Origin of the sequence: Bacteroides propionicigenes (assembly GCF_018390535.1) — a bacterium.
In the GTDB taxonomy this organism is placed as follows: Bacteria; Bacteroidota; Bacteroidia; order Bacteroidales; family Bacteroidaceae; genus Bacteroides; species Bacteroides propionicigenes.
The window spans coordinates 215,901-242,226 of record NZ_JAHBBW010000002.1 but is presented as its reverse complement, the minus strand read 5'-3'; the positions used below and the strand labels follow the sequence as shown (position 1 = coordinate 242,226).

The following is a 26,326-nucleotide window of genomic DNA, read 5'->3' as shown; positions in this document are numbered from 1 at the left end:
TAGAGGAAATACCTTGATTAAACAAGGAATTAAAGAAATAATTCCGTAATCGGTAGGCAATGAAGTTTGCGGACAAGTAAGCTGTGCTACTCGTCCTCTTGTTCTTTATTGTGTTCTTTGCAGATTATAGTGATGTTTTCACCGTTGGCGGCACGTTTTCGCAAGGCACGGGGAGTATCGCCAAAAGAGTCTTTGCAGAAGTGGGCGAAGTGTGATAATGAATCGAATCCATATCGGGTGCTGATTGCAGAAATGCGTTGTTTGGTATATCGCAGGTCATTTAAAATGCCCTCACGTTTCTTATCCAGAATCCATTCGTATACGGGTACGCCATACATATTTTTGAATAACCGCCGGAAAGTGGTTGTGGTATATCCGCCAAGGTGGGCAAACTCTTCTACGTTTTTCACTTTATCGTAGTTCTGCATGACGAAATAGTGGAAACTTTCCGTATACGTGCTGATTGGATAGAAGAAAGTGGAGATTTGCTGAATCGGGTAGTAGCAGGTCAGTATATAAATTATTTCCTGGCATTTGATGTCGAGATACTTGCTGCAGGCGTTCGGTTGTTCTTTGAAATATTCTGTTAAGTCATCAAGTAACCGTTCCAACTTGGGAATGGCTACCAAAGGAGTATAGGTCAGCGGAGCGTGTGCTGTTTCAAGTATTTCTTTGTAGCGTTCTTCACAGAGGAGGGGAAGTTCCGTAAACCAATAGGTAAGGTATTCAACATCGGTCAGCGCCAGTAATTCTACTTTGGAGCCGATAGCTTGCAAAATACATTGGCGGGCTTGTAAAGTAGTGCCGGGATATTCCTCACTGTTGACAAGCAATTCACCTTTCAATATGAATATTATGCAGTTTTGCGTACACTTTTCGGCAGAGAAATGCTGTCCTTTAGAGTATTGGCTATATATCAATGCTCCTTGAGGTGTTTGGGGACATAGTGCACAATCAATTTGCCGAGCGCAACAACTATTTAATGTCATGAATAGATATGTGAATTGTATTAATATGTAAATTGTGGCAACAAAGATAAGATAATTTTGCGAATACTCTAAGGATTTCGGCTATCTTTGCGTCAAACTAATAGACAGGTTTTATGAAAAGAACCATTTTTTTTGTATTTTTTGTATCCTTTGTTGTATCAAATCTCTCTGCGCAGAATTGGGATATTAATACATTGCATCGGATTAATAGTTGGGATAATAAGTTTGTCCGTAATTATAATAAATTCATTTCACGTTCAGAGCCCTATGTAGCCATTGGCGTTCCGGTGGCTATGGCGCTGACGGCATGGGCTAAAAAGGATAAGGATTTATTGAAGGATGCCATATATGTAGGGACAAGTGTGGCGGGTGCATTTGTAGTGACGTATGGCATGAAATATCTTATTGACCGCGAACGTCCGTATGACCGCTACCCGGATAGAGTGCATCCGTATAGTTACGAGAGCAGCCCCTCTTTCCCGTCGGGGCATACTGCATCCGCTTTCGCACTTGCTACCTCTTTATGTATAAAATATCCCAAGTGGTATGTGATAGCTCCTTCCGCTTTGTGGGCTTGCTCCGTCGGAGTGTCCCGTATGAACGAGGGAGTACATTATCCTTCGGATGTGCTGGCGGGTGCGGCTATCGGTGCGGGCTGTGCGGTTGTGAATATCTACGTAAACCGCTGGCTGAACCGCTGGTTGTTTGGAAAGTGATAAGGCAATCACCTTACCACTTTCTCATATGCTCCTTCATTTAGAACTTTCAAGGCTTGCAGTACGCTGTTGTTTGCAGTGTTCATTATTTGGAAGTATTCGTTCATGTCCCATAGGTCGCGGGCAATTAGCGCCTTTAGTTGGGTCTTGATGAGCGGCAGGGACTTTTGGTATTGCCCTTCATCAAACTTAATCTTCTCTTGGTCTGCGAGGGTACGCATATTCGCTAACATTTCATCGCTGATTTCAAACTTGTCATTGAACGCCTCGAACTTCTTGTACTTGCTTTGCAGCTCTTTCCGGTGATTCTCTATAAACTTCATCGTTGTTTTGATAACTACACCTTTAGCTACAAGGTTACGGTGGTAATCGGTATATTGAGTAGTGTCTATCGGGACGAAGAAATCCGGCATGATACCACCGCCGCCATAAACGGTACGCGCTAATTTCTTTGTCTGATATTTCAGGGAATCGGGGAAATGTATGCTGTCGGCATGCATCAACTCGCCATGATTAAAGCGGTCTATCAATTCTTGGTTGTACCTTTCCTGATTGTCCTCTCCGCTGAGCGTGCCGTCCGGGTTGGCGGTCTTGTCATATGGCTTCTGTATGCAGCGGCCGGAAGGAGTATAATAGCGGGCGATGGTCAGGCGTATCATAGAGCCGTCCGGCAGGTCGATAGGGCGTTGCACCAGTCCTTTGCCGAAAGTGCGGCGGCCTACAACCACTCCTCTGTCCCAGTCTTGAATGGCTCCGGTCACGATTTCACTGGCAGATGCGGAATATTCATCCACTAAAACGATGAGACGGCCGTCTTTGAAGTTTCCGTTTCCTTTTGCATAGAAATTGCTGCGGCGTGCTGCCCTGCCTTCGGTATAAACGATAAGGTCTTTTTGCTGCAGGAACTCATTGGCGAGGTCGATGGCGGCATTCAGATAGCCACCGCCGTTTCCTTGCAGGTCGAGAATCAAGTCTTTCATTCCCTTTTTCTGCAAGCCTTTCAAGGCTTTAAGGAACTCCTCGGGGGTGGTTGCTCCAAAGCGGTTGATGCGGATATAGCCTGTCCCGGGTTGTATCATATATGCGGCATCCAAGCTGAGGATAGGTATCTTATCCCGTTTCACAGTGAAGAACAAGGGTTCATTTACTCCGCAACGTACGATGGTGAGTTTGACCTCCGAGCCTTTTGCTCCGCGCAGTCGGCGCATGATGTCCTCCGTACTCATTTTCACTCCGGCGATGGCGGAGTCGTTAACGGCTATGATGCGGTCACCGGCAAGAATACCCACTTTCTCCGAGGGACCGTTGCTGACGGGCTGCACCACAAGCAGCGTATCTTCTATCATTTGGAACTGTACGCCGATGCCTTCGAAGTTACCTTGCAGGGGTTCATTCATTTTCTTCACTTCTTCGGCATTGTTGTAGGTGGAGTGCGGGTCCAGTTGCGCCAGCATCTTGATGATAGCCTCTTCCACCAACTTATTCTCATCAACGGAGTCCACGTAAAGGTTGGCTATGGCAAATTCTGCCATTTGCAACTTGCGGATAGCTTCGTTGCCCATTTTCTGAGCCTGCGCCATGACGGCGCACATACATAATATAACAGCAAAAATCTTTTTCATTATCCTCGTCACTAATCACTAATCATTTCATCACTCATCTCCATTCCTTCCGGAAGGAACATGCTTATATCTTTCCCGAACTGCAACAGTTCGCGTACGGTGGTGGAGCTTACGCAGGTCAGCTCCGGTTCCGTAAAGAGCAGAATGGTCTCGATTCCTGTCAGTTTGCGGTTTATATCTGCAATGGTTTCCTCGTACTCGAAGTCCTTCACCGTACGTATTCCGCGTATAATCAGATTGGCGTCCACTTCCTTGGCAAAGTCAATGGTCAGGCAGTTGTATGACTGCACTTTGATGCGCGGCTCATCCCGGTAGTAATCCCGTATCATCTTTTCGCGCTTCTCAATGGGGAAATGCGTATTCTTGTTCTCGTTGATACCTATTCCTATGACGATTTCGTCTATGAAAGTCAGCGCGCGGCGCACTACTGAGGAGTGGCCGATAGTAAACGGGTCGAATGTACCCGGAAAGATTGCTCTTCTCATGATGCTAAATCTTCTTCTATAACCAAGTTGTCGATGATAAAGTTTTGCCGTTCCATGGTGTTTTTGCCCATGTAAAACTCCAATAACTCTTTTACTAAGTCTGTTTTGCGTAACGATACCTGTTCCAGACGCATATCTTTACCGATGAAATGTTTGAATTCATCCGGTGAAATCTCTCCCAATCCTTTGAATCGGGTGATTTCCGGGTTCGGACCTAACTCTTCAATCGCTTTCACCCGTTCGTCTTCTGTGTAGCAATAGTTTGTTTTCTTCTTGTTGCGCACACGGAACAACGGGGTCTGCAAGATATATACATGTCCTTTCTTTATCAGGTCGGGGAAGAACTGCAGGAAGAACGTGATGATGAGCAGGCGGATGTGCATACCGTCCACATCGGCATCGGTGGCAACAATCACTTTGTTATAACGCAGTCCTTCGATACCGTCTTCAATGTTCAGCGCGGCTTGCAGCAGGTTGAACTCTTCGTTCTCATAAACCACTTTTTTGGTCAGTCCGTACGAGTTGAGAGGCTTGCCGCGTAGGCTGAATACCGCCTGCGTGTTTACGTCGCGGCTTTTGGTGATAGAGCCGCTGGCGGAGTCGCCCTCGGTGATGAAGATGCACGACTCAGCCTCTTGGTCTTTGCCTTTTCCGTCACTCAGGTGGAAGCGGCAGTCGCGTAGCTTGCGGTTATGCAGGTTTGCTTTTTTAGCCCGTTCGCGGGCCAGCTTGGTAACTCCGGCAATGGCTTTGCGCTCTTTCTCGGAGTCCTGTATCTTTTGCAGCATGATTTCGGACATCAACGGGTTCTTGTGGAGATAGTTGTCCACTTCCGTTTTGATGAAATCGCCTACATATTTGTTTACGGTCGGGCCTTCGGGCCACATATTGTTGGAGCCTAACTTCGTTTTGGTCTGGCTCTCGAACATCGGCTCCTCCACGTCGATGGCAATGGCGGCTACCAGTCCGTTGCGGATGTCGGCATACTCCTGATTCTTATTAAAGAACTCCTTGATGGTGCGGGCAATATGCTCCTTCAAAGCCGTTTGATGCGTACCGCCCTGTGTGGTGTGCTGTCCGTTTACGAAAGAATAGTACTCTTCTCCATACTGGTTGGTGTGCGTAAAGGCTATTTCTATGTCTTCTCCTTTCAGGTGGACGATGTCATAAAGTCCCTCACTGGTCATATTATCTTTCAGGAGGTCTTCCAGGCCATGACGGGAGATGATTCGTTGTCCGTTGTAGATGAATGTCAGCCCTGTATTGAGATAAGTATAATTGCGCAGCAGCGTCTCTACAAACTGGTTCTGAAAGGAGTAATTCAGGAAGAGGGTATTGTCCGGCTCAAAGAAGATGTAAGTACCGTTTTCTTCCGTGCTGCTTTGCGTTATATCGCTTTGCAGCACACCTTTTTCAAAAATCACCGCACGTACTTTTCCGTCACGATAACTGCGTACTTCGAAACGGCTGCTGAGCGCGTTGACGGCTTTGATGCCGACACCGTTCAGACCGACGCTCTTTTTGAACGCCTTGCTGTCGTATTTACCGCCGGTATTCAGCTTGCTGACCGCTTCCACCAGCTTTCCTTGCGGAATACCCCGTCCGTAGTCACGTACGCTTACGCGGAGATTCTCTTCTATATTGACTTCAATACGTTTGCCGGCTCCCATCTTGAATTCGTCGATGCTGTTGTCCATTACTTCTTTCAGCAACACGTAGATACCATCGTCGTTTTGCGAACCGTCGCCAAGACGGCCTATGTACATACCCGAACGGACACGGATATGCTCCATGTCGTCCAAGTGGCGAATGTTATCTTCGTTATATTCAACTTCACTGTTGCCGGTATTTGCACCGGTTATCTTTTCTTCGTAATCGGCGGAACTTTCCAATGGTAAAGTCATATTATTATCTTCCATAGAAAAACATCTTGTATTGTAAGCACTGATATTTCGCAAAGTTAATAAGAAAATCAATACAAAACACCTATGCAAACAAATATATGCCCTGAAACTTTTTTCAGTTTGCTTGATGGTTAATGGAGAAAAGTACGATTGAAAAGGCCGTTAGGCTACAAGTTTTTCCTCGTTTTCCAGTTGCGGGCTCGACGGTTGCCAACTGTGTGCCCGACAGCCCGCAGTTGGCAACCGTCGAGCCCGCAACTGGAAAACGAGGAAAAGATACAAGCAAAAGAGGCTTATCTCCTATGGATTGCTACATTTGGAATGAAGGAAACGGATGTTTATCAATAAGGAAAGGAGAGTTTACATTATATCATAGCGATTCTATATAGCTTTGACAAACGCTCTCCTACGCTTATGCTGCTCGGTCTTGAAGTATTCCCACTGTGCTTGTACCTTGCCGTTCAGTTCCAGTTCCGGATTGCTTTCCGCAAACACGAAGCCCAACTTTTGATAGACAGGGATTAAGTCTGAGAATAGCAAAGCGTTTACGCCCTTGTTCTGATACTCGGGCTTCACGGCTACCAGTAGCAAGTCCAGCATCTTGGCGCGACGTTTCATGAACAATGCTTTCAGCAGGTGATACCAACCAAAGGGCAACAGACGTCCATGAGACTTTTGCAAGGCTTCTGACAAAGAAGGCATGGAGATGCCTACGGCTATCAGCTTATCTTCGGCATCTGTAATCAGCGTCACCATACGCAGGTCCAGAATGGGCAGATACATTTTGACATATTGGTCAATCTGGCGTTGCGACAGGGCGGAATAGCCATACAGCGGGCTGTATGCTTCGTTCATCAGTTCAAAAATAGCCTGTCCGTAGTCACGGGCAATCTTCTTGGCAGAAGAATATTTCTTGATTTTAAGGTTATATTTACGTTGGATAAGGTCTGAAATGCGCTTGTGCTTGTCGGGTATGGCATCCGGGATGTAAATCTTGTATTCTACCCAGTCGGCGTCTTTTTCAAACCCCATACGTTCCATATGCTGCGGATAGTAAGGATAGTTGTAAGTGGTTGCCATTGTGCTGAGCTGGTCATAACCCTCGATAAGCATACCTTCCGCATCGAAATCGGTAAAGCCTAACGGGCCTTGTATGTGGGTCATGCCCCGTTCTTTGCCCCATTCTTCGACGGTGCGGATAAGCGCTTCCGATACTTCGGGGTCGTCGATAAAGTCAATCCAGCCGAAGCGTACCTCTTTCTTGTTCCAAGTCTGGTTGGCCTTATTGTTGATGATGGCGGCTACACGTCCTACGATTTGATTCTCCTTATAAGCAAGAAAATAGTCGGCTTCGCAAAACTCGAAAGCGGCGTTTTTCTTCTTGTTGAAAGTGTTGAGCATATCATCGTAGAGGTCGGGTACTGAATACGGATTGTTTTTGTACAGTTTGTAGTTGAAGCGGATAAATTGTTTCAGTTCCTTTTTCGTGGAAACCTTTTTAATTGTAATTGCCATAGTTGTATGTTGTTATGAGTGGGCAAAGATACATGAAAAACTTTAAAATATATGGTCTTACAGGCTATAAATGAGGAATGCCGTATATGCAATGTAGCAAAGTACCATGATACTTCCTTCAATGCAGGTGATGGTGCGCTTGGCAAAGAACAGCCCGAAGAACCAAAGCAGGATGCCCGACCCTACCAGCACCCATAAGTCCAAATTGGTAATACCCGTCAGATGCAACGGTGTGATGGATGCGCTGCAACCCAATACAAAGAATACATTGAACAGGTTACTGCCTACTACGTTGCCGATGGCTATTTCCGGATTCTTCTTTAAAGCTGCCACAATGGATGTGGCAAGTTCGGGCAGTGAGGTGCCGCCTGCCACCAACGTCAGCCCGATAACAGATTCACTCACTCCCAAGCTGCGTGCGATGCCGCTTGCGCCGTCCACAAAGAAACTGCCGCCGGCAATAAGCGCACCAAGACCACCCAAGATGTAAAGAACGGATTTCCAAAGCGGCAGCTGCTTGATGCTCTCTTCGCCACCTGCCGCTTCTTCGGGGGTATGTGAGGCAATGGCAAAAGTGTAGCTCAAGAATATGGCGAAGAAGCACAACAATAGCAAGCCGTCAGTGATACTGAGTATATTGGCTCCGTCTCCATTCAAGAATACATCGTTGGCACAGACCAGTAAGGCTATGGAGGAGAGGATGCACAAAGGTATTTCTTTCTGCAAAGTGTTCCGGGTGATGGCAATCGGGGCAAACAGTGCGGTGCAACCTACAATCACCAGTGTGTTGAAGATATTGCTTCCCACCACGTTGCCGATAGCGATGTCTGCACTGCCTTTCAGTGCGGAAGACACGCTGACCGTCAACTCCGGGGCGGATGTTCCGAAGGCCACGATTGTCAGCCCGATAACAATGTTGGGTATATGAAAGCGTTTGGCAACGGAGGCAGCCCCGTCAGTCAGTCCGTTTGCACCTAATAAGATGAGGAGGAGTCCCCCTACGAGTAGTAGAATGTTCATGGAATATCTTTTTTGCGGACAAAGATAATGCAAACCGATAGCAGAATAAAACGAACAGGTTCATTTTTTATGAAATATGAAAAACATTCTGTATGTTTGAAGTTTTATTTAGAATAGCTATATTATAACAACAACCGATAAAAAGATATTGAAATGAAAGGGACTCGCGCCTTGTGCTTGATGCTGATGCTACTGATAGTAAACGGAGCATCCGCACAATTGGTAGAAAAAGTGCTTCGTGCCATAGAGGGAGACAGCTTGGCTCCGGTTTTAACGGTAAGGGCCGATTCCGACTCTGCGGTGTCACTGTCGGCGATAAAGCAGGAACTGGAGGCTGCCCGGCTGAACGAAGCCAATCTGCGTATGGAAATGGAGCAGCTGAAACTTGCCAGCTATGCGGCCGATTCTGTGAAACATTTGCAGCAGAGACAGCGCATCGACTCTTTGCGTAAGGTGACTCCCGGTGTTCCGGTAGTGGTGGAGGGAGATACGTTGTTCTATCTCTATGCCAAGCGTGGCGGTCATACTCCTCAGCAACGTGCCGAAATGGATGCCGCTGCCATATTGGAGCTGGGCAAGCGCTTCAACTTGCGCCCCGACTCATTATATATGGAGAGCAGCGATATTGTTACCGACCTCATGTATGGCAACAAGGTTATAGCCTCGTTTATTGACCAAGACGGCTTGTGGGAAAACTGCACCCGTGACCAGTTGGCTGCCCATAACCGAAAGGTTATTGTCGATAAGCTGAAAGAAATGAAAGATGAGCACAGTCTTTGGCAGTTGGGTAAGCGCATCCTTTACTTTATCTTGGTATTGGTGGGACAGTATTTCTTGTTCAGACTCACTATCTGGCTGTTCAAGAAACTGAAAGTGCGGATACAAAAGTTGAAAGATACCAAACTGAAGCCGTTCTCTATCCAAGATTACGAATTGCTGGACACGCAGAAACAGGTTAACTTGCTTATCTTCCTCTCGAATCTGCTGCGTTATGTCATCATGCTTCTTCAATTGCTGCTGACGGTTCCGTTGTTGTTTTCCATCTTCCCGCAGACCAAGAGCTTGGCATATCAGTTGTTCTCTTATATTTGGGTTCCGGTGAAGAGTATCTTCACCTCGGTCATAGAGTATATACCCAATCTGTTTACTATTTTTGTGATATGGTATGCGGTGAAGTATCTGGTGCGCTTTGTTCATTACCTCGCCAATGAGGTGAAGTCCGAACGCTTGAAGATACGCGGCTTTTATTCCGATTGGGCGGAACCTACTTTCCACATCATCCGCTTTTTGCTTTATGCTTTTATGATTGCAATGATTTATCCCTATCTGCCCGGTTCCAAGTCCGGAGTGTTTCAGGGTATTTCGGTTTTTGTCGGATTGATAGTATCGCTTGGGTCGAGTACCGTTATCGGGAATATTATTGCAGGTTTGGTTATTACTTATATGCGTCCTTTTAAGTTGGGCGACCGCATACAACTGAATGAAACAACGGGTAACGTTATCGAAAAGACTCCGCTTGTCACCCGTATCCGCACGCCGAAGAATGAGGTGGTGACTATTCCGAACTCTTTTATCATGTCCTCTCATACTGTAAATTACAGCGCTTCTGCTCGTGAATATGGTTTAATCATTCATTCTGAAGTAAGCATTGGTTATGATGTCCCTTGGCGGCAGACGCATCAATTACTGATAGAGGCGGCGCTGAATACGCCCGGTGTGGTAGATGATCCGCGTCCTTTTGTACTGGAGACTTCGCTCAGTGACTGGTATCCGGTGTATCAGGTGAATGCGTATATAAAGGAAGCTGACCGTTTGGCACAGATTTATTCGGATTTGCATCAGAATATCCAAGATAGATTTAATGAGGCGGGCATAGAGATTATGTCTCCGCACTATATAGCCACGCGTGACGGAAGCGAGAGTACGATTCCTAAAGACGATTTGCGGGAAAAGAAATAATGATGTCTCAAAATAAAGACTCGCTTACTATTTATTTCTTTTAGGCATGGGTTACACGGGATATCACGGTTCTCTTTAATTTTATCCGTGAAATCCCGTGTAATCCATGCCTAAAAAGAAATCATCAAGTGTTTTTGCCTTTTGTAGATGGGGCTTATCTCTAAAAAGGATTATTTACTGCGTGTCACAGTGTGCAGTACATTGCCTTTCTTGTCAATCATGCGCAGTTCCAGTATTTTCTTATTGGCGGACACAATGGAGAAACCGGGTTCGGGACTGCAGAATACAGTGCCTTCAATAGGCTTGACCTTGCGACTGAGCGAGCCGGAAGTATTGGTTATATAATCTATGTCGCTGCCCGGTACGCGAACGTGCTGGAAGTTATGGATATGTCCGCAGATGTACATATCTACTTTGTGCTTGCGGAGTATCGGGTCGAGGCGTGACTGCATATCTTGGCGTTCGCTTTCGTCTTTCGGTGTCTCGGCATAAATGGGGTGGTGTCCGGCAACGATTACCCAGTCTTCTTTAGCGGCAGTCAGGACGGAGTCAATCCATGCAAGTTGCTGCTTGTAGTCTTGCTTACAGGCATCCGGGTAGGTCTCTTTTTCATTGCGGTATTTGTCTATCATCGGGGCAGTATCTACCCAAACCACCCTGATAGTCATGCCTTTGTCCGCAAAGACTTTGGTGTAATAGCGTGCAGGCATAGTCCAGCGGCGGCTGATATTTGAGTAGTCTTGTACGGCTTGCGTGTTGCCGCGGTATTCGTGGTTGCCCAGCAAGGGAAACCAGTCTATCATCAGTTCAGGGTGACTGTATATTAACTCGTAATTAGTCATCCACAGCGGGTCGTTGACAGACCGTACACCTTCAAAGTGATGTATGTCTCCTGTAGCGAGCACGAATTCCGGATCTGTACCGTTCTCTGCCATTACTCCCATGAGTTCGGCAATAGGCTTCTGGTCATAGTAGCCGTTGCGTCCCAAGTCGTTGGCCACGTAGAAGTTGAACTTGCTGTCGAATACGGAATAATCGGTGATTTGGGCAGTTGCCATATTGCCCAATAGGGCGACGAGTAATAAAAGGAATATTTTCTTCATTGCTTTTAGTATTATTCAATTTGAATTAGTGTTTAGAAATTGATTTTCACTCCTGCGTTCACTCTTACACCGTAGTACTCGGCTTGCATGGTACGGTCCTTTGTGCCTTGGTAGTAGCGGAGCGGTTGGTTCAACAGGTTGTTGGCTTCGGCATAGAAAGTTGTCTTGATTTTCTTTCCAAAGGTGTAGCTTGCGTTGAGGTCCATATAGTTCACTGCATCGTAGTAACGGTCGTAGAAAGCGGATTCACCCATTTCATCCATAAAAGCCGATGCGTAGTTGTAGCTCCAGCGGATGTTGAAACCTGCTTTCTCGAAGAAGAGTGAAGCATTGGCCGTATGTTCGGGAGACCCCGGCATACGCAGATCCTTCTCGTTTTCGCGACCTTCAAAGTTGAAGTTGTTCACGCGGCTGTAAGTATATGTGTAGTTTCCATAGAAACCGATGCACTTCAGGGCGGGAGCAATAAACCCGAAGTCACGTTGATATGCTACTTCCACTCCGAACAGATTGGCGTCGCCGGCATTGCGGGGTTGGGTAAGTACGTCGTACTTGTGATTGTTGTATGTGTAGTTGGTGATGCGCTGGTCTACGATGAAGTCATTGATTTTTTTGTAGAACAGACCGGCGCTTACCAAACCGATGCTTTTGAAGTAATACTCACCACTCAAGTCGAAGTTGTAAGAAAGTGTGGGGGTCAGGTTGGGATTGCCCATTTCAATTTCATTGTCTTTGCTCTTGACCACTACATTGGGGATGAGGTTGGAGTATTTGGGACGTGCAATGGTGTTGGTGAATGAGGCGCGAAGCTTGAAATTACTGTTGACGTCATACTTCACGAGAAGAGAAGGAAGTACATTCAGGTAACTGTCGGTAATATCTCCTGTCGGGGTGAGACTTTCTTTGATGCCGTTGTCTTTGTCTTTTTCCACATATTGGTATCCGCTGTATTTCAAGTGGGTGTTTTCCAAACGAAGTCCCGCCATTATATTCCATTTCTTGCCCAGTTGCTGGTCGAAGCGCAGGTAACCGGCTGTTACAGTTTCGTGTGCCTTGAAGTTTCCGCCTTCCTCTTCCAGATTCTCTTCACCTTCAAAGTTGTCATTGTTGGTGAAGTCGAGGCGTCCGAGGTATTCTTTGGTTACGAAGTTACCGGCTTTGTAATCACCTGCCATATACCCGTTACGGTCTTGGTTTTGCAGATTGGCCATTGCATCGGCAAGGAAAGTACTTTCATAATCTTCTGTCGGTTCGTAATCATAGAAAGTGATAGTTTTCTTTTTGTCTTTGTCTACCACTTTGGCTCCGAATTTCAATTTATTGGAGAACTTGCCTTTGGCGAGCGGAAGTTCGAAGTTTGCGCTGAATTTGAGGTCTTTCTCTTTGATGTCCTCAAAGCTTTCGGTAAGTTCGTCCAGCCCGAAGTCATCGCTGTTCAGTACGATTTGGTCGGCTTTTACCGGGCGCATATAAGGCTTGCGTAAATCACTGAAGTCTGTTGTCATTTCTACACCTTCGCGGTTGAAGCCGATGTAGCGTTCATTAGGACGTTCTTCTCCGGCTTGTGCATACGATGCTTTCCAGTCAAAGCGGAGTTTACCGAAGAGGTGCTCTCCACCCAAAGTGTAGTCCATGGTGCGCTGGCGTTCCAGACGAGCGTTGCGGTTGTTCGGAGAACCGCCTTTGGTCTGGTAAATCACTTCGTATTCATTGGCGGTATCATCATCCCACTTATATGTTTTACGATAGCGGTTTTCCCAGTCGTTACGGTTGTTGAAGATTCCTTTGAAGTCCAATCGGTGATTGGCGTTGATTTCCCAGTCCAATGCCAGTGAGTAGCTTTGGCGTTCGCGGGTAACGTAGTATTGGCGCACTTCATATTCATCGATTACTATTTCGTCATTGTCGTTTTTCTCATAAGCCATTTCTACATCGTCACTTCCGGCAGGGTTGTTCTGGTAGGAAGCTGAAAGCATGACACCCAGCTTGTCATTGAAGAAACGGTCACCATAGGTAAAACCGAGATTGAGCTGTGCTTTGTCGCTTACCCAGTTGTAGCCGGTTCCGGCTGTGGCGCTGATGAAACGTTTGTAGGGAGAGTTCTTTGTTACCAGATTGATACTGCCTCCAATGGCATCGGCGTCCATATCCGGAGTGACCACTTTGTTTACTTCGATAGTCTGAATCATATCTGCGGGAATTAGGTCGAGCTGTACGTTACGGGTTTCACCTTCGGCAGAGGGTACACGGTTACCGTTGATAGTTACGGAACTTAGATCGGCGCTCGTTCCGCGGACTTGCCCGAAACGGGCTTCTCCTTGGTCGTATTGTACATTGATGCCGGAGATACGTTTCAGGGCATCACCGATGTTGGAGTCGGGGAATTTACCTACTTGGTCGGCAGATACTACATTGGTTACTCCCAAATTGCTCTTCTGAGCGTTGATGGCGCGGCGTTGTCCTTGAAAAGCACCGCCTACAACTACTTCCTGCAGTTCGACACCTTCGTTCAGTACTACGTCTTTCTCTAAAGTACGTCCGGCAGGAATAGTGATTTTCAGTTCTACAGGCGAGTAGCCTACATAACTCACCTTCACTGTATAAGTTCCCGGGTCGAGGTTGGGAAATGTGTAGAAGCCGTTGACGTCACTCGTCACGCCAGTATGTAGTTTCTCGATATAGATTGAAGCACCCGGGAGAGTTTGTTTTGCCACGTCAATGATACGGCCACGTACCGTACCTTGTTTAACAACGTTTGCTTTTTCTTCAGCCATGGCCATATTGCCGGCTGTTGCGAATAGGAGCAAAAATAAGAATGCTCTTACAATTTGTTTCATACCTGTTATTCTCTGTTAATAATTTGCGGCAAAAGTACAGGTATGGGGTTACGTCTGTTTTACGGGATTTTGAAGAAGGCGTAACAATACGGTTACAATTCAGTTACTTGAGGTAGCGGCTATGCCCGTTTGCCAATATACCTCAGGGTTGTTTGCCGGCAATCAATAGCTTCTTTTCATCGGCAAGGGTGGTGGCAAACAGGTAGGTGTCTCCGCCTTCCGCCAGCTTCAACCGTTTTCGCAGTTCGGCTACACTGGCGGGGAAGTTGCGCACTGTGAGGTTGGCCTTCTTTTCAGTACCTATCAGTTCTTTAAACTCTTTCTTGTTGAGACCGCTGCTACCGGTGATGTGAAATTTACGTCCGGGGAAGTCCAGTATATACTCGTCGGAGGTATAAAGATGGCTGTTAGGGTGCAGTTTTTCTACATTATATATAGATGAAATGCTGCGGAACGCCCCGGCTTTCAGGATGGATGCGTTAGGTTCGTATAAATATGCTTTCAGTGTGGAAGTGTACGGGCATGAATGCTCTTTTTCTTGCTGCCGGGTGAACAGGAGGTGTTGAGTCTTTTGTGAGGCTGTGAGATTGACGCAATGAATAGGAGTTTCCTCGGAGGATAAATTTGTTTTATGCCCTAATACAAGGAGGAGCTCTTTGCATTCATTATTAACGGAAACGATATGGGCGGCTTGCACATGTTTCAAATCATGTAATGCAAGAGCCAGGTCCAACATGGGAGACAGTTTAACCAAAACGTGCGATGCCTTCTCAAGCAGTAAGTCTTCCAAAGCGGAAACGTCGGGTTCGCAGTCGCTGATAGCGATTGTTTTTCCTCCATGTCCATCGCGTCGGGCAGGGTCTATGAATATCCAGTCAACAGGGGACATTGTTTGAAGATATCGGATACTGTCTTCATGGCAGACTGCGATGTGCTTAAGCCCTAAAAGCGGAAAATTATGAGCTGCAATTTCGCATAATGCTTCCTGACGTTCCACATAGGCAGCTTGCTTGAAGCAAGTAGACAGGAAAGCACAGTCAATACCGAAACCGCCTGTCAGGTCGGTAAAGGTTTTGCGATTGTTGTCTTCTGGTTTTAAGATTATCTCCATCTTGTAGCGTGCCGTAATCTCCGACGAACACTGTTCCATAGAAAGATGTGCCGGATAGAGAATATCTTCCCGCTCTGCCCAAGTGGGTATTTTCCCTTCAGCTGCTCGACGTCCTGCAATCTGGATGATGGCGGCAGGTATGTCTATTGTCGGATATTTGCGTGCCTGCAAGGCGAGGTTGCGTACATCGTCTTTGCGGTGTTCGCGGATAAAACGGAGGGTTTCTTCAGTCAGTGTCATGGCATTGTTTGAGTAGCGGTGCAAAGATAAAGATAATCTACGGAATTATGTGGTATTTCTCTTTGGCTATCTGCCGGCTGACGCGGTTGAAGTGCCACCATTCGCTGGGGAGCGGGTGGAAACCTGCATCTCTCATCACTTTACGCAAGAGTTGGCGATTCTTCAGTTCTTGTATGGTAATTTTGCCGGTTTGCACTAATTGTTCTTCTCCGGTGATGTGGGCTTCCTTGCCGAAATAATCTACCGGAGTACCCATTGGCAGCGGTCGCCCTTGGGCATCAATGATGCTGATGTCAACAGCCAGTCCGTAGTTGTGCAGTCCGCCACCCCGTACAGGATTGGATACATATATGTATTTGGGTGTTCCTTTTACGGTATTCCACATCTTTTGCTGGACGGACATAGGACGTGCTGCATCATAAACGATGAGACTGTAATCGGACTGTATTCCTTTTAAAAGTTTTTGGGCTTGCAGCAAGCTTTCCATTGCTTCGGGATGAAGGTAAGCCTCGTGCAAATCCTCATATAATATCTGCCCGGTGAAATTATCGGTACGAGTGTACATCAGGTCTATAGCGATACTAGTATCAGCTTCGGCAATATTGATGAAACCGAGCGAATCCAAATAAGCAGCTATTTTACTCTTGCTATTGGCAGGGGATATGGAGGGTGTGGTGTCTGTACGAACCGTCTCTGTCGCAATAGTTTGTAAGGAGGATTGATGGTGACATCCGCTCAAGGTTATAGCCGATATCCAGGCAAGGAATAGGTATCTTATAAACTTTATCATATTTCAATTATTCTTGTGTGGACAAAGATAATTGAAATATGATAAAGCTGGTCTTATTATAGGTAGGGAATTATAGTGATGTAAATATCGGTGATAATGACAGAGGTAATACTTTTGATATAAAGCATCTCCTAGCATGAAATATGTTATTTTTATTTGCCAATTTTTGATAGATTTTAGATATTGTAGGTACATAACTGACTATCACAATACTGATAACTAGATTATTATTACCCTGAGAAATAATGAGAAAAATAGTGGTGAAGCCACTGGAAAAAAACATAATATTCACATACTATAGTCGAGAAGGCTAACTTTACTTTAGTGCTATAATTCTTTGCAAGTTTCTTATTTATTATTTTGATAGTACGCAGACGTTTTGGAGTTAATTATATTACGAGGTAAAGATAATTGTATAAGCCAATATAAGTTGCTGTTGTTATCGGAGCGAACAGATGTTTTACCAAAATGAGTAGAACAGAGTAGTATCATAGGTCCATCTGCGTTTTTTGCCGTTATTATGGAAATACTTTTCTTTAAAGATAGTTCTGAGACGGAAGTGATAGGAATTGTTAGGAATATTTCAGTTCGGTACATTAAATAAAGAAGATATTGGCAAACGTTTTTTTCAGCAAGAAACCTATGTCACGCAATGCGTTCCCACTGTATTAGATTTAAAGTTAATAAAGGCTGAAATTGGTGATAGAGTTTATATTTTCTATATTTTTCTTATATATCTCTTGTTTAATATAAACGTGGTTTGTAAGTATTTAATTTGCAAATGCTTGTGATTTTGGTGTGTTATGTATAGAATAAGAAATGTAACATAAATAAGAAATATGTAATATTATCAAAGAAATATGTAATATATATTTTTTTATCATATAAACATATTTCATATTATTGCAATCAAAATACTATTTTAACTATTTGAGTGAAGAAGAAAATTGGGTATTGCTATGTAGAAATGCTTATGATAATAACTTCTGTATTGTTATGGTTGGCGAATTTGTGGGTAGCATGATAGGGTTGTATGCTACTATAATTGCATTTAATAATTATGTGGTACAAAATCTCTACATATGAGATTTTGCTTGTTCTTTGATAATATTATTAGTTCAGTTAGTATTTATATAGAAATATATCCCTAAGAACGCTTAATAATAATATTGTCTTCTCTATTTCTTCGATAAACGATGGTTTATCACGGGAAGGTTGTAATATTTTTATCACAAATATTACAAAATACATATTGTTATATTAACTAAGTTTTTTTTAATGATGAAAAACACTATTTTTTATTTTAAACAATTGATGTTGCCATTTTTGCTTTGTTTTGTAGCAATATGGGCGAATGCACAAAATCAAGTTGTAAAAGGTACAGTAAAAGACGTCTTAGGAGAGGCCGTGATTGGCGCTAACGTAACAGAAGTTGGTACTACTAATGGTACTATTACAGACATTAACGGTGATTTTTCTTTGAATGTTTCTCCAAAAGGAAAACTTCGAATTTCTTTCATTGGCTATCAAGTACAAACAGTGGATATTGCCGGACGAAAGAATTTAGAAATAATATTGAAAGAAGATACTGAAACTTTGGATGAAGTAGTAGTAGTAGGTTATGGTACTGCAAAAAAACGTGATCTTACAGGAGCTATTACTCAAGTAAAAGCTGAGAATTTGATGGCTACTGCGCCTACTAATATACAAGAAGCTTTGCGAGGTAAGGCTGCGGGTGTTATGGTAGCCGGTGGAGGGTTGAATGATACACCTATGATTCGTATTCGTGGAAATCGTTCTATTTCAGCTAGCAATGAACCTTTGTTTGTTATAGATGGTGTACCTGTAAATGGAGGATCTGATGTGTTAAACCCCTCAGATGTTGCATCTATTGAGATTTTAAAAGATGCTTCTGCTACAGCAATCTATGGAGCGCGCGGTGCCAATGGTGTTATTTTGGTTACTACTAAAAAAGGTGAAGTTGGTAAAGTGAATGTTGAGTATAATGGATATCTTTCTATAGGTAAAGTGGATGAATATCGACGTGTGCGCAATGGAGCAGAATATTTGGAATATTTACGTGAGGCAGACCGCAATTATATATATGATGGAGAAGGCGGTTATTCTATAGATCCTAGTTGTACTTATCCTTCTATGACCCCTAATTGGGAATATGATCAAAGATTGGAATATGTAGGTTCACGTGATATTTCTGGATATGTTTTGGAGTCTGTAAAACGTGCTTGGGAAGGTGGAACATATGATCCCTCAAAATTACGTACTTTTGACTGGCAAGGTGCTGGTATGCGTGATGAAACAATTTCACATAACCATAATATTAGTATCCGTGGCGGGAACGAGAATACCAAAGTTTTCATTTCAGGTTCTTTTATGGATAATAAGGGTATCACACCACGCTCTTATCGTAAACGCTATACGCTACGTATGAATTTGGATCAAAATTTGGGTAAATATATTACCATGGGAGCTACAACTAACTTTGCTTATTGGGAATATTTCAATGGTACTGGGGTTGGTGGTAATTGGAATCCTCTTGGTACTCCGTACTATTCTCCAGGAGGTAGTGGCGATTATGGTGTAGGTGGTGATGTAACTCAAGATGGTGATCCCGCGTTAGGATTGGTTCCTCATCCAACTGGTGAAGGAATGTTATGGAATCCTTTTTATGATTTTACTGGAACAGAAGGCAAAACCAAAAGAAACCGTATTGATGCTACTCTTTATGCCATGATTAAACTGAACAATGGTCTGTCTTATCGTGTTAATTTTGGTACTGATTATTATAGTGGACAAGAACAAATGTTCTATGCTAAAGCATCAACTTCACAAGGATTTGGTAATGCTAAGGCTGAGCAAAAAGCTGTTTTTGATAGAGGTTGGACCTTGGAACATATTCTTTCATATGCTAAAACCTTTGGACAACATAGCCTGAATCTGACAGCTGTACAATCAACTCAAAAGTTTACGCAAGAACCTCTTACCGCTAGTGGTGTAGGTATTCCTTTAGAATCGCAATTATATTATAATTTGGGTAGTGCTACGACACAAGGTGTTACCAGCAATTTTACCCAATGGACCTTGATGTCATGGATGGGGCGTGCAATTTATGGTTTTAAAGATAATAGATATATGGTAACGGCTTCTTTACGTTATGATGGCTCTTCTCGATTAGCTGATGGGCATAAATGGGTAGCTTTTCCATCAGTAGCCGTTGCATGGCGTATTTCCGATGAATCATTTATTAAAGATAATATTAGTAATATTAGTAACTTAAAACTTCGTTTTGGTTATGGTAAGACTGGTAACTCAGCTGTTAATCCTTATGAAACAGTTGGGAAAATCAGTAGTAGTCGTTATACCTGGGGTAACATAGGAGCTTTAGGCTATGCACCAAGTTCACTTTCTAATAAGGTATTAGGTTGGGAAACAACCGGACAGTATAATGTAGGTCTAGATTTTGGATTTTTCAATGGGCGTATTTCTGGTAGTATTGAGTGGTATAAGCAAAATACATATGATTTGTTGATGCCACGTGCTCTTCCAGAAGTCTCAGGCTTTGGTAGTATTACAGAAAATGTTGGAGAGACTGAAAATAAGGGTCTTGAAGTTACATTAGAAACTGTAAATTTTCAAACAAAAGATTTTAGCTGGACTACTTCATTGCAATTTGCTACCAATAAAGAAAAAATTGTAAAATTAGCTAGTGGATTAAAAGAAGATGTTGCCAATATGTGGTTTGTTGGTCATCCTGTAGATACTTTTTATGATTATGTAAACACGAAATACGTGTGGGGGTATTCTAAAGAAGATATGGCAGAGATGGCAAAATTCAATGCTAATGGACATTCTTATAAGCCAGGTGATTTACGTTTTGTTGATTTAGATGGTAATTATAAAATTGATGCTTATGACCGAACTTTCCGTGGGCAGAAAATGCCTAAATGGACAGCTGGTATGGGAAATACATTCCGTTATAAAGACTTTGATCTCTATATTTTTATGTATGGTATGTTTGGACATACTATTTATTGTGATCCGGGAGTAGGTCATGATGGCCGTATGAATACTCGTTATGCAGATTATTGGACGCCAGAGAATACTCAGACTCAATTCAGAAAACCGTCTAAGGGGGATGCTGATCAACCTAATAGAGAGGCCTATTGGTATAATAAAGGAGATTTTGTTCGTATTTCAGACATAACTTTGGGTTATAGCCTTCCGAAAAATATCATTAAATATGCAGGATTGGAAAGGGCGCGTTTCTATGTACAGTTACAAAACCCTTTTACTATAACAGGTTATCCTAATAATGACCCGGAAGGTTCTGTTAAGGCGGGACGCACGTGGGATCGTAAACAAGAAGCATATAACGATCCAATGACAATGAGAAATTATATATTTGGTGTTAATCTAACTTTTTAATCAATAAATAATAAATATGAAAACTCATTTCAAGCATATATTCATTGTAGGTCTGTTAGGATTTAGCCTAACTTCCTGTTCGGATTTCCTAGATGAAAAGGGTTATAATGCAGACTACAGTCATTATGAGACAGCTGCAGGTGTAGAGTCTCTTGTTGCATCATGTTATCAGAATGGACGTGGTATGTTCTCAACATCCAATACGCCTTCGGGTATTATTTTCCAAGAGATAGGTACGGATATGTATACTATTGGTGGTGATGGAGGTACAGATTTTGCTCTTTATACCTCTACGATGAATCCCTCAAATGAAACTTTTTCAGCTTTTTGGACCGATTGTTATAATGGGGTAGCACGTGTCAATTTGGGATTACAATATCTTGCTTCAAATACGGAAATGAAAGAAGATATAAAAAATATCCGTGAAGGAGAATTAAAATTCTTACGTGCGTATTACTATTCGGTATTGGCGATTCATTATGGCGATTGTCCATTGGTGTTAGAACCGGTAGATAAACCAACATTTAATTTTACACGTGCACCTCAAAAAGATGTGTGGAAGCAAATTATAGACGACGCTACTGATGCTTATAATTTGCTACCTTGGGCGGATGCTGAAGGTAAGGTAACGGGAGATTATGGACGTGCAAGTAAAGGTGCAGCAGGTCATTTGCTAGCAAAAGCTTATATGTTTCGCTATAGTCAGAAATGGGCAGGTAATCAGTCTGATACTCATATGAATGAAGAACGAGGAGGGGAGAATACTGATCTTGATAAGGTGATTGAATATGCAAGTGCCGTGTGTCATTTCGGTGCTGGAGCTGGAAGTGGAAGTTTGCATAACTTAGCTCCGGATTATTCTGACTTATGGCGTTTTGATCCTAAAACAGGAGGTCCTACTCCTGATGATTATGCAGGTTCTGAAGTATTATTTAATATTCAATTTTCTACTGATCATTTCTATAATAATCAATTAGCTACGGATGTGAATACAGGAGGAAACTGGCTCCATATGATGTTTACTAGTCAGGCAGAAGGTATGCCTTTGAATACCGTAAACGGAAGGGGCTCTGAAACAGTAAAATGGGGTGTAAGCAATGGTATTGGACGAGATCTTATAACAGGACGCCCTTGGAGAAGAGCTTCACCTACTCCCTTTTTATATGAGGATGACGGTTTGTATGGTCCTCAATATTATATGAGTAATAAGCATGGAAAACTAATAGATGCACGCTTATATAAATCACATATTTGGGTATATTATTGTAATTCTGAGCCAAATGTCCCTTGGGAAAGTTTTTCTAATGCGGTTGGTAATTTTGATCCTACTAATATTGGAAAAATAGAAGGTAAAAATCGTTATACTATAGGAGATACTGCAATTGTATTTTCCATGGAAGACGTAGATAAGCGTTTTTCAACAGGAACAAAATCTGAGAAATTAGCTTATGCACGCGCTATAGAGCCATATTGGTATATACCGATGCAATCAATTAATAGACCAGGACTGAATGAGAGAGGAGATCGTGATGGCATTAGAAATACTTATCCTTCATTGATTAAATATTTAGACAGCCGACGCACATCGGCTAATGATCAAAGTGGTTATCGCGATTATTTCTGTTATCGTTTGGCTGAAACATATATCATATTGGCAGAGGCGTTTGCTTTGAAAGGAGATTATACCAATTCAGCTGCTGCTTTGAATGTAGTACGTGAACGTGCAGCATGGAAAGATGGGGAAATGAAAACGCCTAATTTTTATAAATATGATGGTGGAAATCTTGCAGACATTAGTAAATCTACTATTGAGGAAATGAAAGTATCGGCTGATTTTATAAGCCAAATGGATGAAGAAGAAAAACTTATATTTTTCTTAGATGAATATGGTCGTGAAATGGAAGGTGAATTGCATCGTTTTGAACAATTAGTCCGTAATGGTGCGGATTTCTTTGTGGAAAGAATAAAAGAACGTAATGAACTTGCTAGAGAAAACATTAAACCTTTTCATCGTTTTCGTCCTATTCCACAGAAACATATAGATCGTTTGGAACCGGCGGATCCTAATCCTCAGAATTATGGTTATTAATTATGTGTGATAAAATGTGTATTTAGAGTTTGTGTATTTTTGAGTATACGACTCTAAATACATATCAAATATTAGCTAAAATGGCATTTCATACCGTTTTAGCTAATATTTATTAAAGGATTGTCAGGTGTGAATAAAAGAGTTGTAATGATGTTAAGTTTGTTTTGCTCTGTATTTGGGGTAAGGCTTAATAGTTCTTCCCCGGATTTCATACTTGTCCTAGTGCTTGCTGCGTAGAAAATAATTTTTACTTAGTAAATAGTGTTTTTCTGTATTTTCCAGGAGTTTCGTTTTTTATATAGTAAGGATTTAATTTTTTGTTCAAATATTAAATTCTTTCAAAGAAGTATATTATGAGAATTGACTGTTCAAAAATATTAGGTGGAGTTATCATATAAATAAATATATTTTTTTTGATATTTTTGTAGAGTAATTGTATTCTACTAATGTTGTACAGTAAAATTGGTTTTTGATATAATTACTTGTATAACCTTATTTGCAGATGGTTTAATTATGAAAGATACATTGATTAGCCGACGTGATTTTTTGAGAAATTTGGGAATGATAGGAGCGGGAACTTTGTTGTCAGTGAGCCCATGGCTTTCGGCTTTTTCGGAAGTTGTGGAAACATCCAATGAAAAGTGCCGTTTAGCAATTGTTGGTCCTGGATCAAGAGGGCGTTTCTTAATGAGTTTCTTATTACAAAATCCCAAGGTAGAGATTGTGGCGTTATGTGATATTTATCAGCCTTCTATAGAAAAAGCATTAGTTTTAGTTCCACATGCCAAGGTATATACCGATTATCGGAAGGTATTAGAAGATAACACCATTGATGCGGTATTGGTGGCCACTCCTCTTAATTCCCATTGTCGGATAGTGTTGGATGCTTTCGATGCTGGTAAGCATGTGTTTTGTGAGAAGTCTATAGGCTTTACAATGGAAGAATGTTTTCGCATTTATAAAAAACATATTAGTACAAATAAAGTGTTTTTTACAGGGCAACAACGACTGTTCGATCCACGATATATTAAAGCAATGGAAATGATTCATGCCGGGATCTTTGGTGAAATAAATGCGATCCGTACGTTTTGGTATCGGAATGGAGATTGGCGGAGGGAAGTTCCTTCACCCGATTTAGAACGATTAATCAATTGGCGTTTATATCGTGAATATTCTAAAGGGCTGATGACAGAGTTAGCTTGTCACCAGTTGCAGATAGGAAGTTGGGCTTTGCAAGAATTACCGGATAAGGTTATGGGACATGGGGCAATAACTTATTGGAAAGATGGTCGGGAAGTATATGATAATGTAAGCTGTATATATGTATTTGAGAATGGAGTTAAACTGACATTTGATTCTGTTATATCCAACAAATTTTATGGTTTGGAGGAGCAAATAATGGGTAGTTTGGGAACGGTAGAACCTGAAAAGGGTAAATATTATTTTGAAAATATTCCTCCGGCACCTGGATTTTTGCAGATGATAAATGAATGGGAGAATAAAGTGTTTGATTCTTTGCCTTTTGCCGGAACAAGTTGGGCTCCGGAAACAGCTAATGAGAACAGTGGGGAATTTATTTTGGGTGAAAGACCTAAATCAGATGGTACATCTTTATTGCTGGAAGCTTTCATTGAAGCTGTTATTACCCAAAAACAGCCTAAGCATATAGCTGAAGAAGGCTATTATGCAAGTATGCTTTGCTTATTAGGTGATCAAGCCTTGCAAGAACAACGGACTCTTAGTTTTCCGGATGAGTACAAAATAGATTATTTAAATCACCATTCTAAAATAAGCTGACAAACTATGAAAGATACACTTATTACCGCACGTCGAAAAAAAAATGAATTATTTACTTGGCTGATATGTTTTGCGATAGCCAATTTACTGAACTTGTATGCCATAATTGCTTATAAGACTTCTTTTCAGGAACTGTTGACTTCTTTTTTTTATGTCATTACATTTTCGTGTGCGCTTTATGTACTATGGACTGTATTACGCCTCTTTTTTTATGGAGTGAGAATCTTGTTTATATTTTTTTTTAAAAAGAAAATATGCAATAAATAACTTATAAATACTGGAAAAATATGGCAACACGAAGAGATTTTTTAAAGACAATGACAATGGCTTCTGCAGGATTAGCGTTAGGAGCAGGGGATATATTGGGGGCTCAAACTTTTACATCACAAAGAAAGATTGCAGATAAAGTGAAGATTGCCTATATTGGTATTGGAAATCGTGGAGAGCAAATTATTGGAGATTTTGCTCGTACCGGTATGGTAGAAGTGGTAGCTTTATGTGATGTTGATATGGGAGCTCCTCATACTCAGAAAGTAATGAATATGTATCCGAAAGCGAAGCGTTTTCGTGATTTTCGTCAAATGTTTGATAAAGCTGGTAACGATTTTGACGCAGTAGCTATTGCTACTCCCGATCACTCTCATTTTCCCATTAGTATGTTAGCCTTGGCATCAGGCAAGCATGTTTATGTGGAGAAGCCTTTGGCGCGTACATTCTATGAGGCGGAACTACTTATGCAAGCAGCACTGAAACGTCCTAATTTGGCTACTCAGGTAGGAAATCAAGGACATTCGGAAGCTAATTATTTTCAGTTTAAGGCATGGATGGATGCAGGTATAATTAAAGATGTGACAGCTGTTACAGCGCATATGAATAACCCGCGTCGCTGGCATGGTTGGGATACCGGTATTTATAAACTTCCGGTAGGGCAGCAATTACCTAATGATATGGATTGGGATGCATGGTTGGGGGTGACTCCGTATCATGAATATAATAAAGATTATCATTTAGGACAGTGGCGCTGTTGGTATGATTTTGGAATGGGATGTTTAGGTGATTGGGGAGCTCACATTTTGGATACGGTTCATGAATTCTTAGAGTTAGGATTGCCGTATGAGGTATCAATGCAATACGCTAATGGACATAATGATTACTTCTTTCCTTATTCTTCTACTATTTTATTCCGTTTTCCACAGCGTAAAGGGATGCCTCCGGTTGATATTACTTGGTATGATGGCTTAGATAACCTGCCTCCTCTCCCTATTGGTTATGGTGTATCTGGCTTGGATCCGAATATTCCTAAAACTAATCAAGGAGATACACCGGCTTCCAAATTGAATCCGGGTAAGATTATTTATACTAAGGATCTGATTTTTAAAGGAGGAAGCCATGGTAGCACTCTTTCTATTATACCGGAAGAGAAGGCTAAAGAGATGGCTAATAAGCTTCCGGACGTACCTAAAAGCCCGTCTAACCATTTTGAAAACTTCTTATTGGCTTGTATGGGGCAGGAAAAGACCCGTTCTCCATTTGAAATTAATGGAGTATTAAGCCAGGTTTTTTCTTTAGGGGTGATAGCACAGCGCTTGAATACTCAATTGTTCTTTGACTCGCGTATGAAGCAAATTACAAATAATGAATTTGCTAATGCGATGCTGGTTGGAGTGCCACCTCGTAAAGGCTGGGATGAATATTATAGATTATAG

Annotated in this window: 17 protein-coding genes; 7 read left to right on the top strand and 10 right to left on the bottom strand. The window is 42.4% G+C overall.

What is annotated here, in order from left to right:
* Positions 1-86 precede the first annotated feature (86 nt).
* The gene (locus KG118_RS03745) at positions 87-989 is read right to left on the bottom strand and encodes a helix-turn-helix domain-containing protein (protein ID WP_187120001.1); all 903 of its coding nucleotides are present in this window, start codon (positions 987-989) and stop codon (positions 87-89) included.
* 113 nt (positions 990-1,102) lie between these two features.
* On the opposite strand from KG118_RS03745, the gene KG118_RS03740 reads away from it, so the two are divergent.
* Positions 1,103-1,705, top strand: a complete 603-nt coding sequence (locus tag KG118_RS03740) for a phosphatase PAP2 family protein (protein ID WP_117710437.1) — start codon at positions 1,103-1,105, stop codon at positions 1,703-1,705.
* Between the two features lie 8 nt (positions 1,706-1,713).
* On the opposite strand, the gene KG118_RS03735 is transcribed toward KG118_RS03740, so the two are convergent.
* The 5 genes from KG118_RS03735 to KG118_RS03715 all read right to left on the bottom strand — a co-directional run bounded on the left by KG118_RS03735 (position 1,714) and on the right by KG118_RS03715 (position 8,251).
* The gene (locus tag KG118_RS03735) at positions 1,714-3,327 is read right to left on the bottom strand and encodes a S41 family peptidase (protein ID WP_117710436.1); all 1,614 of its coding nucleotides are present in this window, start codon (positions 3,325-3,327) and stop codon (positions 1,714-1,716) included.
* A gap of 11 nt (positions 3,328-3,338) precedes the next feature.
* Entirely contained in the window at positions 3,339-3,812 is a 474-nt protein-coding gene (coaD, locus tag KG118_RS03730) for a pantetheine-phosphate adenylyltransferase (RefSeq protein ID WP_117710435.1), read from the bottom strand.
* Complete coding sequence (locus KG118_RS03725) at positions 3,809-5,716, bottom strand: DNA topoisomerase IV subunit B (RefSeq protein ID WP_369834365.1); 1,908 nt, start codon at positions 5,714-5,716, stop codon at positions 3,809-3,811. Before KG118_RS03725 ends, coaD begins: the two co-directional genes overlap by 4 nt.
* Before the next feature lie 381 nt (positions 5,717-6,097).
* Entirely contained in the window at positions 6,098-7,231 is a 1,134-nt protein-coding gene (locus tag KG118_RS03720) for an N-acetyltransferase (protein ID WP_117710433.1), read from the bottom strand.
* Positions 7,232-7,288: 57 nt separating this feature from the next.
* Positions 7,289-8,251, bottom strand: coding sequence for a calcium/sodium antiporter (locus KG118_RS03715; RefSeq protein WP_117710432.1), 963 nt, complete (start codon positions 8,249-8,251; stop codon positions 7,289-7,291).
* Between the two features lie 153 nt (positions 8,252-8,404).
* Between KG118_RS03715 and KG118_RS03710 the strand changes: the two genes are divergently transcribed.
* Entirely contained in the window at positions 8,405-10,210 is a 1,806-nt protein-coding gene (locus tag KG118_RS03710; protein ID WP_117710431.1) for a mechanosensitive ion channel family protein, read from the top strand.
* 170 nt (positions 10,211-10,380) lie between these two features.
* Here KG118_RS03710 and KG118_RS03705 read toward each other — a convergent pair whose 3' ends face one another.
* The 4 genes from KG118_RS03705 to KG118_RS03690 form a co-directional block, all read right to left on the bottom strand.
* Positions 10,381-11,313: a metallophosphoesterase gene (locus tag KG118_RS03705; protein WP_117710430.1), complete on the bottom strand. Its 933-nt coding sequence runs from the start codon at positions 11,311-11,313 to the stop codon at positions 10,381-10,383.
* Positions 11,314-11,345: 32 nt separating this feature from the next.
* Positions 11,346-14,150, bottom strand: coding sequence for a TonB-dependent receptor (locus KG118_RS03700; RefSeq protein WP_117710429.1), 2,805 nt, complete (start codon positions 14,148-14,150; stop codon positions 11,346-11,348).
* Between the two features lie 142 nt (positions 14,151-14,292).
* Positions 14,293-15,501, bottom strand: a complete 1,209-nt coding sequence (locus tag KG118_RS03695) for a class I SAM-dependent methyltransferase (protein ID WP_117710428.1) — start codon at positions 15,499-15,501, stop codon at positions 14,293-14,295.
* 37 nt (positions 15,502-15,538) lie between these two features.
* Positions 15,539-16,291, bottom strand: a complete 753-nt coding sequence (locus KG118_RS03690; RefSeq protein ID WP_117710427.1) for a M15 family metallopeptidase — start codon at positions 16,289-16,291, stop codon at positions 15,539-15,541.
* Between the two features lie 1,278 nt (positions 16,292-17,569).
* Here KG118_RS03690 and KG118_RS03685 point away from each other — a divergent pair.
* The 5 genes from KG118_RS03685 (at position 17,570) to KG118_RS03670 (ending at position 26,326) form a co-directional block, all read left to right on the top strand.
* Positions 17,570-20,734, top strand: a complete 3,165-nt coding sequence (locus KG118_RS03685) for a SusC/RagA family TonB-linked outer membrane protein (protein WP_233514839.1) — start codon at positions 17,570-17,572, stop codon at positions 20,732-20,734.
* Positions 20,735-20,750: 16 nt separating this feature from the next.
* Positions 20,751-22,823, top strand: a complete 2,073-nt coding sequence (locus KG118_RS03680; protein WP_117710426.1) for a RagB/SusD family nutrient uptake outer membrane protein — start codon at positions 20,751-20,753, stop codon at positions 22,821-22,823.
* A gap of 513 nt (positions 22,824-23,336) precedes the next feature.
* On the top strand, positions 23,337-24,620 hold the full coding sequence (locus KG118_RS03675; protein WP_117710425.1) for a Gfo/Idh/MocA family protein: 1,284 nt from the start codon (positions 23,337-23,339) through the stop codon (positions 24,618-24,620).
* 6 nt (positions 24,621-24,626) lie between these two features.
* Positions 24,627-24,887: a hypothetical protein gene (locus tag KG118_RS17415; protein WP_117710424.1), complete on the top strand. Its 261-nt coding sequence runs from the start codon at positions 24,627-24,629 to the stop codon at positions 24,885-24,887.
* A 20-nt stretch (positions 24,888-24,907) separates the two neighbouring features.
* Complete coding sequence (locus KG118_RS03670; RefSeq protein ID WP_117710423.1) at positions 24,908-26,326, top strand: Gfo/Idh/MocA family oxidoreductase; 1,419 nt, start codon at positions 24,908-24,910, stop codon at positions 26,324-26,326.